Here is a 14,910-nt window from a genome sequence, read left to right as displayed (position 1 = left end):
GGTGGTGTCACCGGGCCCAAAGGCATCGACGGACCGCTGATGAGGGGCTTGAGCACCGGCTTCACCCGAGCCGGAAGAGCTCTCCGTAACGTGGATGTGGCAGCTCGATGCCGAGGCAAGGCCGGACGAAAGCGTGAGCGGAGGGGCCTGCACGTGATCGACACCGGCGACATCGACGTCTTCCTCGGCCTGGACGTCGGCAAGGGCGAACACCACGCCACCGCCGTCACCCCAGCCGGGACGAAGGCCTTCGACAAGCGGTTACCCAACACCGAACCCAAGCTCCGCGAGCTCTTCGCAAAGCTGCAGGCCAAGCACGGAACGGTGCTGGTCGTGGTCGACCAGCCGGCCTCGGCGCCCTGCCGCTGGCCATCGCGAGGGACATGGGCTGCCCCGTCGCCTACCTTCCGGGGCTGACGATGCGGCGAATCGCCGACCTCTACCCAGGCGAGGCCAAAACGGACGCGAAGGACGCGTTCATCATCGCGGACGCGGCCCGCGCGATGCCGCACACGTTGCGGACGATCGACGGCGAGGACGAGACCATCGCCGAGCTGGAGATGATCGTCGGGTTCGACGACGACCTGGCCGGCGAAGCGACCCGCGTCGCCAACCGGCTCCACGGCCTGCTCACCCAGATCCATCCGTCGCTGGAACGGGTGCTGGGGCCGCGGATGCAACACCCGGCCGTCCTGACCTTGCTGGAGCGGTTCGGGTCTCCGGCCCAGATCCGCAAGGCCGGCCGACGCCGCCTGGTCACGCTGTTACGGCCGAAGGCACCGAGGATGGCCGAGCGGCTGGTCGAGGACATCTTCACCGCCCTGGACGAGCAGACGGTCACCGTTCCGGGGACCGAGGCTGCCGCGCTTATCGTCCCGAGCCTGGCCGGATCGCTGACGGCGGTGCTCGACCAGCGGAAACTCCTGGCCGGACGGATCGAGGAACTCCAGGAGGACCACCCTCTTTCGAAGGTCCTGAGGTCGATGCCGGGAGTCGGCGTCAGGACCGGAGCCAGGATCCTGATCGAGGTCGGCGACGGCAGCACCTTCCCGACCGCAGGCCACCTCGCCGCCTACGCGGGACTCGCCCCCGCGACCCGCAGTTCCGGGTCCTCGATCCGCGGCGAACAGCCCTCCAGAAGAGGAAACAAGCAGCTCAAACGCGCTTTCTTCCTCTCCGCGTTCGCCGCCCTTGGCGACCCGGCATCGCGGACCTACTACGACAAGAAGATCGCCCAGGGCAAGCACCACACCCAGGCCCTGCTCTGCCTCGCCCGACGACGGGCCGACGTGCTTTTCGCAATGCTCCGGGACGGCACCTTCTACGAACCGCAGCCCGTTAGGGCCGTTGCTCCGCAGACTTAGACCATGGCCAGGAGGTGATCCGTGGGGCCGTAATCGATCTTCCAGTCGGCATAGACCCCCACGGCACCGTCCTTCTGGCACCGCAGCCCAACGGTCACCCAGCGAACCGACCCGTCGCCGGCGAGCGAGAACGCGACCGCAGTCTCGAACTCCTCGCTCCCGCACGGGCAGCCGGCCTCGCCAGGATCCGCGTCCTCCCAGAACTCCTCGCTATCCGCGATGAACGCGCGGACGCCGCAACCAGCGCACACCCGCTCGGCTCCGCCCTCGACATCGTCAACGAGCACGAAGAACACGCGCCCGCCGCACCCGCCGCAGACGGAGGGAACGATCTTCACCGGACGGCCGTCATCAGCGTTCCGGAGAAACGCCGCGAGGTCCGCAGAGACACCCTCGCCAACCTGATCATCAGCATGCACAGGCACATCGTTCCAGACGCCCCAACCAGCACCCGACCACCTTGACCAAAGAGATAGGGGCACCCCCCGAGTACCCGACCGGGCCGCCGATCTCGGGCAATGAAAGGAGGGCGTCCAGGGCGGTCTGCCATTCCGGGACGGCCCGGTCGACCAGCGGGAGGATGAGGGCGTCGACGATCTCGTCGTTTACCCGCTCGCCGGCCTCCATCACCCGGCGCGGGCCTGCTCGGCAGCGGGCCAACGGGGCCGGTCGCCGCTTCCGGGAAGCTCGATGGTGGCCGTGGCGAAGCCCTCCGCCGCAGAGTGCCGGGCCCGGTCTATCAGTCGGGAGGACATCCTGCGCAGCCCGAGTGGAGGGTGGCCCAGCAGGATCAGCGGCCCGGTGCGGATGCGGATGCAGGTGTCCACAGGATGCCAGGAATCTCATCGCGGTGGGTTCGCGTGCGAGGACGCCGTCGTCGAGGCGTTACTTGGAGGTGAAGTGCATGATCGTGCCTCTCGGGAGTGCCTTGGAACGGCGCCTCCCGGACGATCTATAGCCCGACCGTGACCTCGGAGGAGAGCACCCATGTCAATACTGTGTTCACAGGTACCACCTCCTCGTTCTCTCGCACGGCCTCCGGAAATGGCAGCGGCGTCGTAGTGCGCCAACAGGTTTCTGCGGAGCCGGCGCCGGATCTGCCTGACGTGTCCGTCCCAGCCTGGGCGACCGACTCAATCGTCCCAGCGAACCACTCTCTTCCACTGAGACAGGACAACCAGCAGGCCTCACCTCGATCCTTCACTGCCGGCTGACATCAGTACGCGATCCGTACGCTGAATGGACGGAATTCGTACGTTGCACGGGATAGGGTGTTGATCAGGAGGTGCTCAATGTCCGAGTTGTTTGATGCAGTCGACGCGCTGGTCGCGTCCCGCGCCACGCTCCCGCCGCCGGGGGAGCGCAAGCGGCTGCGTGCCGCGCACGGCCTGACGATCGATGAGGTGGCCACGGCGCTGAAGGTGCGCCGAGCCACGGTCAGCGCGTGGGAGTCCGGCAAGACCGAGCCGCGGCCGCCGGAACGTGACGCCTACGCCCGGCTGTTGGCACAGCTGGCGGAGCTCTATCCCGCCCCAGCAGCGCCGGCCTCGGCCTCGAATCCCCCTGATGCTGCGGTGCCGACCACCTTCACAACCGTGCCGGCCCCCACGGAAGCGCGGATTCTGTCCAGGGGCCCGGCCCCCGAGGTTGCGATACTGACAGGAACCGAGAGCACCCAGAGAAGTTCCGCTCCCGCCCTTGGCAGCCTTGCTGCCACCGCTCCGGCGGCCGTGACAGGTCAGGCCAGCACGTCCAGGCCGGCGTCCTCGACGTCGCGCCATCCCGACGTGAACAAGGCAGCCCCGGCCGCAGCTCAAGCCCCGGACGGGACCTCAGCGGGTGAGATGGACCCGCGGTTCGAAAACGGGCCGCTGGCAGTCGTCGACGTAGCGGACGGCAAGGTGCTGGCGTACTGCGTCGGCGGCCTGGTCCTGGACGTGCCCGCCAAGAGCCTGCCGTCCCTGGTGGACTGGACCCTCAAGGAGGCGAAGCTCGGTCAGCCAAAGCTGTCCGGGCCGGGAAGGGCGGCCGACCCGCTACTCGTGCTCACCCAGGCCGCATTGGAGCGCTACGGCCTGCCCATCGCCCTCACCGAGGAAGAGCGGCTCGCCGGGCGTATCCCAGAGGGCCACAAGGTCATCAAGCAGTTCACGCGCGCCGACTGGCAGCTCACCAAGCGCGGATTCGGCCCGTGGGCGCGGATCTACCGCCCCGCCAAGGGTTCGGACCGCCAGTGCGTCCAGCTGTGCATCCCGACGTGGAACGCGCTGGACACCCGGCACTGGGGCACCGCCGCTCAGCTCCCACCGGCGCGGCTTGCCCGGCTCCTCGGCACGTACGCGGCCCGGGTAATGACACCACGCGGCTCCACTGCCGTCACCGGCCTCGAGCTCATGACCGCCCTGCACCCGCCAACCTACGCCGTGCGGGACGAAGCGACCGGCATCCTGCGGAAGGCGGACGAGAAGACGCCGGGATCCCTGGGCAAAGATCCGGTGGACTGTGCGCCGTGCGAAGCGCCGGACGGGCACCCGCTTCTCAAGGATCTGCCGCGCTTCCACGTTCGCGGACCGGGGGAGAAGCTGTTCGAGGAGGCGTACGACTGGGCGCGTCCGCTCACCGACGCCGAGTGCCTACGCAGTCACCTTGTGGGCCTGGACGTCAACATGGCGTTCGCCGCCGGAGCGAACGGGCTGGTCGTCGGCCTGGGCGCGCCATCGCACGTGAAGAACCCGGTGTTCGATCCGAAACTGCCCGGCTCGTGGCTGGTCGACCTGAGCGGTGTCGACCTGTCGCGGGTGAAGGTCGGCAAGGAGTGGGTGGAGCTGGAGGGCACGTTGCTGCCCTCCCCGTTCACGCCGAAGGGCGATCGGCCGGCGGGGCCGGCGTGGTACGCAACGCCGACCGTCGCCTACGCACAGGAGCTGGGCTATGAGGTTGCGCCGACCGAGGCGTACGTCCGCTACGAGAACGGCCGCTACCTGGACGGCTGGTACACGCGACTGCGCGATGCCTACCTCATGACGATGGCCGACCTCGGTGTCGACGCGGACCTGCCGCCGCAGGACTTCCTCACAGCCATGGACGCCTACAAGGGCCGTGACCCGGAGATGGCCACCGTCGTCTCGGCAGTCAAGGCGACCGTGAAGGGCGGGCTGGGGAAACTGCGCGAGCGTCCCCGCGGCGAGGGATGGAGGTCTGGGGAGCCGTGGCGCGCGCTGTCCCGCCCGACGTGGCGGCCCGACATCCGCGCTGCCGTCATCTCCCGCACCCGCATCAACCTGCACCGCAAGATCGTCAAGCATGCGTCGTTCACCGGCCAGTATCCGGTCGCGATCCTGTCCGACTGCGTTGTCTACGCCGTCGACGGCGCAAGCCCGCTGGACTTTCTGCCGTACCGCGAGGGCAAGCCACTACCGGGCGGCTTCAAACTCGGGGTCAATCCCGGCCTGGTCAAGCACGAGGGCACCCAGACCGTCCTGTGGGGAGAGGGCATCCGCGAGCAGTTCGAGGCCCCCGAGCTGAACCTCGCCCGCTACATCAAGGACGGCACCGTCACCGACACCGACAACGGGGAGTAGCGAACGATGAGTACGTTCGGCGACGGCCTGGACAAGGCAGTGCAGAAGGCGTTCACCCGCCCGGCGCCGAAGACGGCGGGGGCGCAGATGCGGTACCTGGTCAAGCAGTACAAAGGCACCGGTGCGGTCGCCCAGATGCTGCGGGTCTCCCAGCGCACCGTGGAGCGGTATGTGAAGGGACAGATCAAGAAGCCCCGGGCGGATCTTGCCGTGCGCCTGGACCGTGCGGTGAAAGCCCGGTGGCAGCCGCGGATCCGGGCGAAGGCCAGGGAGAGGGCGGCAAGTACCGACGGCATCGTCATCGACACCAGGGCCCGGCTCGGCTACGTCGCGCCGATCGGGTCTACGGATGAGGACCGGATCCGGCACCTGACTGTCGCCCTGCCACCGCAGCACACCGCCCGCCTTTTTCAGGCCCAAGAGCAGGGGGCCGAGGACGACCGTCTTCGGGAGATCGCCGCCGAAGCCCTCAGGGAGACCTACTTCCAAGACGGCGGCCGCCGTGCCGGCTCCCTCGAAGAAGTCCGATTCACCGACATCGAGCACCTGGAGTTTGACCTGTAGCCGGTTCCTGCACCGCCTCCGAGAGCGGAGCATGCGGACTGCGCATTGCACCTGGTGGGTGAGCGCGAACGCTAGCGGGCTGTGGGACGTAAGGAGCCGGAAGGGAGCGTCGGCCGCGTAGGAGAAGGGCGAGGCGTCCTACATCTCGACCGAGGTCATGCAGGGCTTCCACCGTGCACGCGCTTGGCAGTCCCGGCTGAGCTTGCCGAACACTGGTGCATCCCGGCACCGACCTAGACGCTTAAGGCCTGTCTGATAATTGATCTTGTGGCTGGTCGAGGTGAGTTGACGGACGTGGCGTGGGAGCGGATAGAGCCCTTGTTGCCGCAGGTGGACGGGCGTGGTCGGCCGTGGCGTGATCACCGGCAGGTGGTCAATGGTGTGCTGTGGCGGTTGCGGACCGGGGCTCCGTGGCGCGATCTGCCGGAGCGGTATGGCCGTGGCAGACCGTCTACGAGCGGTTCTCTCGCTGGGAGGCGGATGGCACGTGGGCAAGGCTGTTGGAGCATGTGCAGGTACGTGACGACGCGGTGGGCCGGGTGGAGTGGACCGTCGCCGTCGACTCCACAGTCAACCGCGCCCACCAGCACGCCGCCGGCGCACGTAAAAGGGGCCGCAGACGGGGACGAACTGGAAGATCCGGGCCGTTCGCAGACGCGCCAGGCCCTCGGCCGGTCCCGAGGCGGGCTGACCACCAAGGTCCACCTCGCCGTCGACGGCCGGGGCCTGCCCATGTCCATCATGCTCACGCCCGGCAACGTCAACGACGGCACCGCATTCGGCCAGGTCCTGGCCGGGATCCGTGTTCCGCGAGCCGACACCGGTCGCCCGCGCACGACACCGACCCGAGTCCTGGGCGACAAGGCCTACTCCAGCCGGGCGATCCGGCACCTGCTGCGGCGTCGGGGCATCGCCGTCACGATCGCCGAGCGCCGCGACCAAGCGGCCAACCGCCGGCGCCGAGGGCGCCATGGCGCGGCCGCCCGCCTTCGACAAGGAGGTCTACCGCGACCGCAACGTGGTCGAGCGATGCTTCGCACGCCTCAAGCAGTTCCGCGCGATCGCGACCAGGTTCGACAAGCTCGCCGACCGCTACCGCGCCGGAGTCGTCCTGGCCTCGCTGATCCTCTGGCTCCGCGAACCAGCCACATGATCATTTGTCAGACACTGCCTAGGGCCGAAGGTCGGCTCTACCTGCTCTTGTATGGATTCTTGTAGGTAGGGTCCGTGCAAGCTGACCGAGGGGACGCCGCCGTGCACTCATTCTTGTAGGTATGTCAGTAGCTAGATGCGTATGGATGCGCATAGGTTTACGTAGAGGTATTCCGGTAGTCAGATGCATAGCCAGACCAGTAGTGTTTTAGATCGTCACCTCTATATGGAAGTTGATAGGTCTGTAGGCATCTATACATGCCTGTAGGGATTTATCCACGCATTTACTTACGCCGCCTGGGATTTTGTGAATCATCCACTCGTTTCGATGCATCCTCTTTGCCTCCTGCACGTACTTCATTTGGCTTGTATTTTCCTTGCCATGTTCGCCCTTGCGTATGTGCGTCCCTACTTGCTCATCTCATGAACTGCTGAAACACGCTCTCTGACTGTCTTGTTAGCGCTTCATTTAGGACGTAGGTCAGCGTTGTACTGCACGAGCGCGTTCGATACAGCTCCACCCCGAATCTGCTGCGGTTCACATGTCCGCGCGGATGGCATGTTCAGCGCCGCAGTAGTCATCGCGTTCCCCGGCTGTAGCTTCGGTTCGATGCGTACCCGGTAGTCCGAGTACGACTTCCCGCCTGCGCGACCATGCGTCCCAGCACCGGACAGCACCTGCGCGGTCATTACCGTGGGGTCCGCTGCTCTGCCTCTCTCCGTCCGTGTGCCCGCCCGGGACGCTCGTCGTGGAGGCGTGGAGCCGGAGTTCAGCCTGGTAACGCAGGCCGCAGCCCGGCCGCACACGCTCCCTCGAGGCCGGCTACCCATCGTGGCCCGCTGCCGCCTGCGGGCAGACACGCCGTCAGTGCGGTCGATGAGCCTCCAGGCAACTCGGTCTACTGTTATCGTCACGTGTGTCATGTCGTGGCACTTCAGATGGTCTCGAAGCAAGCGACATCTCGATCCGCTGTCCGATTTCGTCAGTAAAGCACCGAGCCGATGACCTACTGCATCTTTCGAAACCGCCGCGTAGCAGCGCCGCAACCGACGCGACATGACAGAACCGATGTTGCTTCGCCTATCACGCGCCTGAACCGCTCTGGAAGGCCGGTCCAATGACTGCCAACACTCTGTCTCTCACCACTGCGGAAGATTCCGGTGTGGTCCAGGCGCCACAGCCCAGGGTCATTGCCATCGCCACGCAGAAGGGCGGGGTGGGCAAGACGACCACCACCGTCAACCTCGGTGCGCGGTTGGCCATGGCCGGTTACAACGTGCTGATCGTCGACCTGGAGCCACAGGCGCAGGCCGGCACAGCGCTGGGCATCACGCTCGGGGGAGCGGACAACGCTGACGAGGAAGCGGCGGAGCTCCAGCGCTCACTCGGCTTCATCCTGCAGATGGCGCTGCAGAAGTTCCCGCGGCCGCACCTACAAGAGGCAATGTTCGATAGGACGGACGACATCCTCGACGGCTTCGAGGGCAACGGCCGTCTCTGTGTGCTGGCTTCTGAGGAAGCCTCGATGTCAGCCGCGCAGAACTCCTTCATCACCAAGCCGTACGCCATGACCGCGCTACTTCGGCGCCTGCTCCTTGCGGAAGCGCAGGGATTCGACTTCGTGCTGATCGACACGCCCCCCGCGGTGTCCCACCTCAACGCAGTCGCCCTGGCAGCGGCCGACTTCGTGGTGACGCTGTGCGTTCCCGAGTACCAGTCGATCAAGGGTGCTCTGGTTCTGAGTGCGGCGACGCACGCGGTGGAGAAGAACACCGATGGTGAGTGCAAGCCCCAGCTTCTGGGAGCTCTGCTGAACCGGTCGAATCCGGAATCGTCGTGGACGGTGCAGGACATTGAGATCAGGAACGGCATGGTCGGTGACGGCATCGACGCTGAACCCGGGCGTGGGTTGTTTCCGTTTGTGACCGATGTCCGTCGGGACGTCCGGATCTCGGAGTCGTACATCCACGGCAAGCCTGCGGTCGTCCGGTTCACCAACCAGTCCTGTGGCAAGCAGTACACCGCTCTGGTCGAGGAGATCCTGGACCGGATGGAACTCCCGCGTGCGACGTGGACTATCGCGGAGCCGGTGCTGATGGAGGAGGACGTTGATGAGTGAGCCTTCTCCTCACTCCAAGGACCAGTCAGCCGCACCTAAGAGGAAGACGGCGAAAAAGGTCGCAGGCCTACGGCCACGTACAGGCTCGGCGTTGCTGGCGAATCCTGCACTGTCCGGCGCAGCGTCGGTGGTCGCACGGTCTGTTCTCGGCGGTCCCACGCAAGAGGCTCGGCCGAAGGCCGACGCCACGTCCCCTTCTACGGTGCCGGCTCCGTCCTTGCCGACCGCTGAGACGCCTGCTTCAAGTGCAGCACCGCTGGCCGAGCAGACCCCTGCTTCTTCCCCTGCGCTCCGGGCCGGGCCGGTTCAGCCGAGTCCGCCGGCAGCTGGGCCTCCTTCCGCCGTCGGAGGCCCGGATGCGGTCCTCGAGGGCGGAGTGCCTTCTGCCGGTGGAGGGCGAGGGGGAGGGGGTGAGCCTCGGCCGGAACCGGTAACACCGCCGGCCGCAGCGGCTCCGGCCAGCGATCGCCCGACGGAGCCACGCACGCCGTCGGATTCGGTTGGACAAAGGCGCTCGGCGCCTCGTCCCACCGGTGGCGGTGACGGGGATGCGGCCGAGGAGGCCGCGGAGCTGAGTGAGGTCCACACGGCGTTGCTTAACTCGTGGCGTGACAGTCGGTTGGATCTGAAACTGCGGAAGAAGGGGTGGCAGACCCAGCCGTTCCGCTTTGCTGCCGATTTGGTGGAGTCACTCAGTAAGAGGGTCGCTGAAGACTGCAAGTCCTCCGGCAAGACGCTTACAGCTGCCCAGTACGTCGATGCGGCGATGGCTCGGCATCTACCGTCGTCGATAGACGAACAGCTCCAGCTGGCCGAGGACTTCCTGGTCTCCCGCGATTCGGATGTGGGGACAGGTCAACAGGGCAGCCATCGGGTGAGCCCGGAGGTGTACGCCATCGCGTCAGACTTGCCGAATGCGTTGCGTCGTGAGGGCCATGCGCGTACGGCCGTTCACGTCTACTCCGGGGCGCTGGACCGCTTCCTTGCGGAGCTTGATGCTGCTGGACCATTGGGAAAGATCAACGCTCCTCGTCGGTAGACACGAAACAGTGATGGGGGTCACCGCCTTAAGGCGGTGACCCCCATCACTGTTTTCGCTGCTCAAGGCGGCTGTCCGCCTGGCTTCGTAGGCAACTCAGTAGGTGCTCCGGTCGGCCTGTAGTGATGCCTATAGGGATGCCTGTAGGGATGGTTGTGACTCAGTAGGTTGCTATGCGTTCATGCGGACCATGATGAACTCATTGACGCGTCGCGACACCATATTGAGCAACCTGGCAGGATGAAACCACCCAAAAGCTGAGGTAGGCGCCGATCTCCGGCAGAATGAAGTGTCGTGTCGTGACACAAACTTGGCGCGCGGTGCGCTACGGTGATCTGGAGCAATCGGACAATCACCAGCAGGAGTCGCCGTGTCCGCCTACGTCCCGCCCGCACGCCTCGCGAGCGAGGCCGACCTCAACCGCGCCTGGGTCAACAAGGCCGCTGAACTCGGGCTGGTGAACCTCAGCGCACTCGACGGCGAGGACCTCATCGTCGTCCGGGTCTTCGCTTTCGTCGATCAACTGGTGTGGCCCGGCGAGCGCCGTTCCCGAGCGATCTCGCGCAACCTGGAGCCCTGGCAGCGGCAAGCAGTCAACGCGGCACGAGACTCCGCCCGGGACGAAGCCACCAAGCTCGACTCCGTGCTCTGGGTCACGCCCCAGGGAGCGGTCATCACCCACTCGCCCGGCGAGCACGCGGCGTTCGTCCTGAACGCAACAGCCGACCGCGCCATCTTCGCCAGCATCCCCCTGGGCCAGTGGATCGCGGAACTGCCCCACGGCCTGGAAACCATCTTCCAGTGGCCTGCTCCACTGCCCACAAGCCACATGAGCCTGCCCAACGGAACGGAACTACAGCTTGTCGGGTTCAAAACAGTCCCCCACCAGGTCACCGTCTTCGTAGCCGGTCACGACGCCCCCCTGGATGCCCCCACCCACGGCGCTCTTAAGACACACGTGGCAACTCGCCACCCCAGTGAGCACATCCGGGTGATCGAGCACCCCGTCGCCAGCAACAGCTCCGGACAGTCCCTCTGGTGGGAACTCTACGAGCGCGCGGGAAACCTCGTCAGGCGGCCCCTCGCCCGGCGCGAGCTCCTCGACGAGTACGGGCCCCAGCTCACCCACCTCACGCAGTCACAGGGGCCCCCAGTGACCAGGCGCAAGAGCAAGAAGTGAGCCGTCGAGACTCCAAGCCACGCAGCGTTGGGTGGTGCCTCGGGCTAGCAGTCACTTCACCTGTTAGCCCGCGGCACCACCCAACGCCATCGATCCCGGCTCCTGAACCCAGAGAAACCCTCACCAAACCCCTACAGGCGCAGAACACCAGCTGCAGACAGAGGAAGTGACGCCCCAGCCGATTCCACAACTCAATGCGGGAACCACCACGGATCAGGCACCTACAGCGCCAGTCCGCTAGTTCTTTGCTGCTTCGACCCACCCCGAGCTCCTGGAGCGCACTATGACTCCTGACCATGGGGACGGTTTCGCACTGTCTTCTGCCAGCACAGCGTCCCTCCCAGACGAACCCACATCCACCCCGAAGACCCACGCATCAGTCGGCCGCACCCGGCTCAGTCGACGCCCCTCAGCGGCACTGACGCCCCACGCTCTCGAGGAGATCCTCAGCCGCCGGGGCCGGGTAAAGGTCCCCTGGCGGCTGGTCTCCTCACCCGCCGCCCCAGACGCTGCCCTGTCTGTTTACGTCAAGGCCGCCGCCCTGGGCTGGCGACCCGAAGGTTGCACGGCGGGCGTCGCGGTGCTCGCCGACTACCTGCGGATGAGCCGTTCCACCGTGGAACGCGGACTGCGGGCACTATCCCGCCCGGACCCCACCGACGGCGTGGTCGAACTGACCTCACGGCGCCGGACCAAGACCGGCGGACTGGGGACGACCGCGGAGCGACGCGTTCGGCAGCTGCGGCGACAAGAGCCCTTCGTCTGGGTACCGGTGATCGCTGCGGAACTCCTCGAACCACGACAGCTCCGGGCGTGGGCAGCACTTGCTTACGCAGATGCCCGCGGCATGCACGTGTCGCAGGCGCAGCTGGGTGAGGTTCTGCTGCACCACTCCGGCAAGCGGGCAGGGCAGCCCATCGGAGCGGGGTCGGCCTCCGCAGTCGTCGATTCCTTGGAGGCACTGGGCTGGCTGCGGGTCCACCGACGCGAGGGGCTGCAGGGCCGGCACCTCTACGAAGTCCTGGACCGTCCTGGCTGCGACGGCGCGCCTAGAGGACCCGATCGTGCCTCTGCCCAGGCTTCCGACAGAAGCGCCGCCGTTTGCCGTGTTGGTGACGGATCGGGATACGAAATCGGTGACGGATCCCTCGCGACTGAGGAAGACCCGCAGACTGACCGACGCGTGCTCGAAGGTGGGTTGAACTCATCCGCCGTAGGCGAGGCTCAGGTAGTAGCACGCGACACTAGCCAAAAATGCACGCAGACTCACAGCTCCGCCTCCAGACATTCCGCAAGTCTCGCGCTTCGCGCGGAAGGGCTCTCATCTCCCTCCTCCAAGCAGCCGACACCCCACCAGGACCCCTACAGCGGGCCAGCTCTGACGTTCAGCCCCCGGCTGGCATTCGTCGTAGAGCCCGTGACGTGGCTGATCCAGCGAGTGTCCGTCTATGTGCAGCGGGCCTTCGCGCGCCAGATTGGGTCGCAGCTGGACGAGGGCGTGGAACCGCAGCGGCTGCGGGCACGGCTCGAGTCGAGGTTCGCCCGGACCTCCCCCCAGGCCATGCGCAACGTTGCGGGCTGGTTGCTGCGGGTGGCCGCCGTGCGCTGGGGCTGCCACGACCCGCGATGCGAGGAGGGCATCCGCTGGCATTCGGGGGAGCAGTGCCCTGAATGCCTGGCCGTACGCCTTGAGCACAGGACTACCCGTAAACGGCAGGACCTTCTCGACGCCGGAGTGTGCCCCGAGTGTCGCTGCCCGCTCAATGAGAGTGGCCGATGCCGGATCTGCCAGCCCCCGCCGGCGGCTCCTCGGCATAAGGCGCACAGCACCCACCCTCTTACGGCCTCCGTGCATGGATCCACTCACCACGAAACCCTGCCCGCTCGGTGCCTGGACTGCTCCTCCTGGGCCGAAAATCTGGATGGCACCAGACGCTGTCGCTCCTGTGCAGTGCAGGCCGCCCTACGGAAGGCGGAGACCGAAGCCATGGATGCAGCAGGAGCGGGACTTGTTGCCGGCATGAAGATCACGGCGGCGAACCAGGCCTGTACGGATGTTCGCCGCAGGGTCGCTGCCGTCCGCCAGGCAGCCGTTGCAGCCGGTCTTGACCAAGAAGAACAGGATGCCCGCACGGTCGCCGCAGCTGATGAAGCAGCGAAACTCTGGACGGCGACGCCGTCGCCAAGTTCACGTTCATACTCGTAGACCATCTCACTCAAGGTGTGCTCCAGGCCTGCGAAAACCTTCACCAGGTCCACTTCAGCCGCTCCGGTCGGCCAGACGTGCGTTTGGCGGATCGCACCCCGGGCTGATGGATCCAGTTCTCCAGAGTGTCCGCGACCTGACCGAAGTGATATGGGTAGGAATCGAGCCGCTCATCCCAGCCGAAGCTCTTCGCCCCCTGCACCCCTGTCCACCAGGCAGCAGCCGGACTGGACACGGGAGACTGCTAGTCAATGGTGCACCCCGCGACCTTGTCGACGTGTTCACCAGTCCGGAGCCGACACCGAAAGGCCGGGCGATCGGCCAGGCCGAGCGTGGGGGAGTGGGCTTTGTTCAGCTGCCGTCCATCGCTGCTTCGGCCAGGTGTGGAGAGAAGTCGTCGACTGGCGGGGACACCGCTGGGCGCTTGGCGGCGTTGCTGTAGGAGTCGCAGGGGCTCTTGAGTCAGAGCCGGTGCTCCGCGTCCCCCCGGGCTGCCGGCCCGTGATGCCGCGCCGAGCTTGCGTCGGGCCGGGTCGCAGAAGCCGACGTGGCCGTTGTCGGCCCGGTCCGAGGGTCCAGGGGGCATTGCCGCGTCGAGCTAGGTCTGCAACAACGCGCCTTGCTGCAGGTGCCGGGTGACGCAACACAGCATGGCCATCTGACGGAACGAGCTCGTAACGCCCGCCAAGTATCGACTCAGTCCAGTTCAATCGCTGGGTTACGTCGCTATCAAGGACTACAGGTCAGAGCGGCTGCAGGGGGCCGAGCAGCGACTGAAGCGACTGAACTTCGAGTGTATGAGGAGATCCCGTGTGCGCGTGTGCGTCATATGTGGCGCGGTTCAGTCGCTTGAGTCGCTGTCCAGTGCTCAATGCGGCCTTGTACTGCAGTTTTGCGGAAAGCGACTCAATGAACCGGAGGGCCGAGTCGCTCAACCGGCTGCCGTTCTCATCGTCAGGCCTGTGTCGCAGAGGCGCAGTCAACGAGATTGATCCTCCTCAATTGGCCCGGTCCCTGGCGGGCCCACGACGGCGTACGTGGCAGAACTGGCGGGCGAGTTCCGCTTGGAGGGCGACTGACCGACGACGGGAGAGTGAGCAGGCAGAATCACCCGGGTATGGACTCGACATTTCTTCCCCCGCCTGCAGCGAACCGTGCGGCCTCCGCAGGCAAGGGCCGCAAGCAGCCGATCCGGTCACGTGTCAGACACGGCAGTCCCTTGTGCGCCGACTACGGCTGTATACGCCCCGACTGCATAGCCGCGGCCCGCCGGGACCGAGCCTCGCCATGTGCGTCCCATGAGGGCGGTGACCACAGCAGGGTGCCGACCCGGTTGGCCAGCACGCCCGCGGCGTACGCCGGCGGTAGGCAGGCATGGACGGTGCAGGAGCTGCCCCACCGGCCCGGCCACCCCAGAGCGACTCTGGTCCACGTCATCGCATGCCAGCCCGGCGGAACACCCCTCGACCTCGACCAGACCCTCGACGCCCTTAAGCAACCCCGCGCCGTCACCTGCCGCGAATGCAACGCCGCATCCTCCCTTTTTGACGCCCGATCCGACATACGCCAGCGGGAGGCAGAGAACGCGAGCCTCGGCATCCCAAAAGATGCCGAGGCCCGGATGCGGTCCGGCTGTACCCAGAGCGCGGGGTCATGTCCCTTGACGTGGTGTAGCTGATCTTTCGGTGGTGCCGGGCAGGCTGC

Annotated in this window: 8 protein-coding genes and 3 pseudogenes; 9 read left to right on the top strand and 2 right to left on the bottom strand. The window is 66.4% G+C overall.

From position 1 onward, the window contains the following. Nucleotides 1-153: 153 nt before the first annotated feature. Nucleotides 154-1,364, top strand: a pseudogene (locus ACFWW8_RS35065) (IS110 family transposase). Here the strand turns inward: ACFWW8_RS35065 and ACFWW8_RS35060 are convergent. Continuing rightward, a complete protein-coding gene (locus ACFWW8_RS35060; RefSeq protein WP_386535992.1) occupies nucleotides 1,361-1,783 on the bottom strand; it encodes a hypothetical protein in 423 nt (140 codons plus the stop codon). The pseudogene ACFWW8_RS35065 and the gene ACFWW8_RS35060 overlap by 4 nt on opposite strands. A 61-nt stretch (nucleotides 1,784-1,844) precedes the next feature. Continuing rightward, nucleotides 1,845-2,270: pseudogene (locus ACFWW8_RS35055) on the bottom strand (alpha/beta hydrolase); the annotation flags it as partial. 386 nt (nucleotides 2,271-2,656) lie between these two features. Here ACFWW8_RS35055 and tap point away from each other — a divergent pair. From tap to ACFWW8_RS35015, 8 genes and pseudogenes are all read left to right on the top strand, one after another. Next, nucleotides 2,657-4,945, top strand: coding sequence for a telomere-associated protein Tap (gene tap / locus ACFWW8_RS35050; RefSeq protein WP_386535989.1), 2,289 nt, complete (start codon nucleotides 2,657-2,659; stop codon nucleotides 4,943-4,945). A gap of 6 nt (nucleotides 4,946-4,951) precedes the next feature. After that, nucleotides 4,952-5,509, top strand: a complete 558-nt coding sequence (gene tpg / locus ACFWW8_RS35045) for a telomere-protecting terminal protein Tpg (RefSeq protein ID WP_386535987.1) — start codon at nucleotides 4,952-4,954, stop codon at nucleotides 5,507-5,509. A 267-nt stretch (nucleotides 5,510-5,776) separates the two neighbouring features. After that, a pseudogene (locus tag ACFWW8_RS35040) lies at nucleotides 5,777-6,445 on the top strand (IS5 family transposase); the annotation flags it as partial. 34 nt (nucleotides 6,446-6,479) lie between these two features. Beyond that, nucleotides 6,480-6,662, top strand: a complete 183-nt coding sequence (locus ACFWW8_RS35035) for a hypothetical protein (protein ID WP_386536023.1) — start codon at nucleotides 6,480-6,482, stop codon at nucleotides 6,660-6,662. 1,117 nt (nucleotides 6,663-7,779) lie between these two features. Further along, nucleotides 7,780-8,781: a ParA family protein gene (locus ACFWW8_RS35030; RefSeq protein WP_386535984.1), complete on the top strand. Its 1,002-nt coding sequence runs from the start codon at nucleotides 7,780-7,782 to the stop codon at nucleotides 8,779-8,781. Between the two features lie 619 nt (nucleotides 8,782-9,400). Then, nucleotides 9,401-9,820 carry a hypothetical protein gene (locus ACFWW8_RS35025; protein ID WP_386535981.1) on the top strand — a complete coding sequence of 140 codons (420 nt, stop codon included), beginning with the start codon at nucleotides 9,401-9,403 and terminating at the stop codon, nucleotides 9,818-9,820. Nucleotides 9,821-10,190: 370 nt separating this feature from the next. Next, a complete protein-coding gene (locus tag ACFWW8_RS35020; protein WP_386535979.1) occupies nucleotides 10,191-11,000 on the top strand; it encodes a hypothetical protein in 810 nt (269 codons plus the stop codon). A gap of 3,323 nt (nucleotides 11,001-14,323) precedes the next feature. After that, the gene (locus tag ACFWW8_RS35015) at nucleotides 14,324-14,884 is read left to right on the top strand and encodes a DUF6233 domain-containing protein (RefSeq protein WP_386536017.1); all 561 of its coding nucleotides are present in this window, start codon (nucleotides 14,324-14,326) and stop codon (nucleotides 14,882-14,884) included. Nucleotides 14,885-14,910 lie beyond the last annotated feature (26 nt).

This window comes from Streptomyces sp. NPDC058701 (assembly GCF_042715295.1).
Taxonomy (GTDB): Bacteria; Actinomycetota; Actinomycetes; order Streptomycetales; family Streptomycetaceae; genus Streptomyces.
The sequence above is the reverse complement of the archived record's forward strand: the minus strand, read 5'-3'. Positions and strand labels throughout refer to the sequence as shown.

Bases quoted from the DNA above. Each gene is read 5' to 3' on its own strand.
- tap (WP_386535989.1), top strand. From the start codon at position 2,657: ATGTCCGAGTTGTTTGATGCAGTCGACGCGCTGGTCGCGTCCCGCGCC.
- tpg (WP_386535987.1), top strand. From the start codon at position 4,952: ATGAGTACGTTCGGCGACGGCCTGGACAAGGCAGTGCAGAAGGCGTTC.
- ACFWW8_RS35035 (WP_386536023.1), top strand. From the start codon at position 6,480: ATGGCGCGGCCGCCCGCCTTCGACAAGGAGGTCTACCGCGACCGCAAC.
- ACFWW8_RS35030 (WP_386535984.1), top strand. From the start codon at position 7,780: ATGACTGCCAACACTCTGTCTCTCACCACTGCGGAAGATTCCGGTGTG.
- ACFWW8_RS35015 (WP_386536017.1), top strand. From the start codon at position 14,324: ATGGACTCGACATTTCTTCCCCCGCCTGCAGCGAACCGTGCGGCCTCC.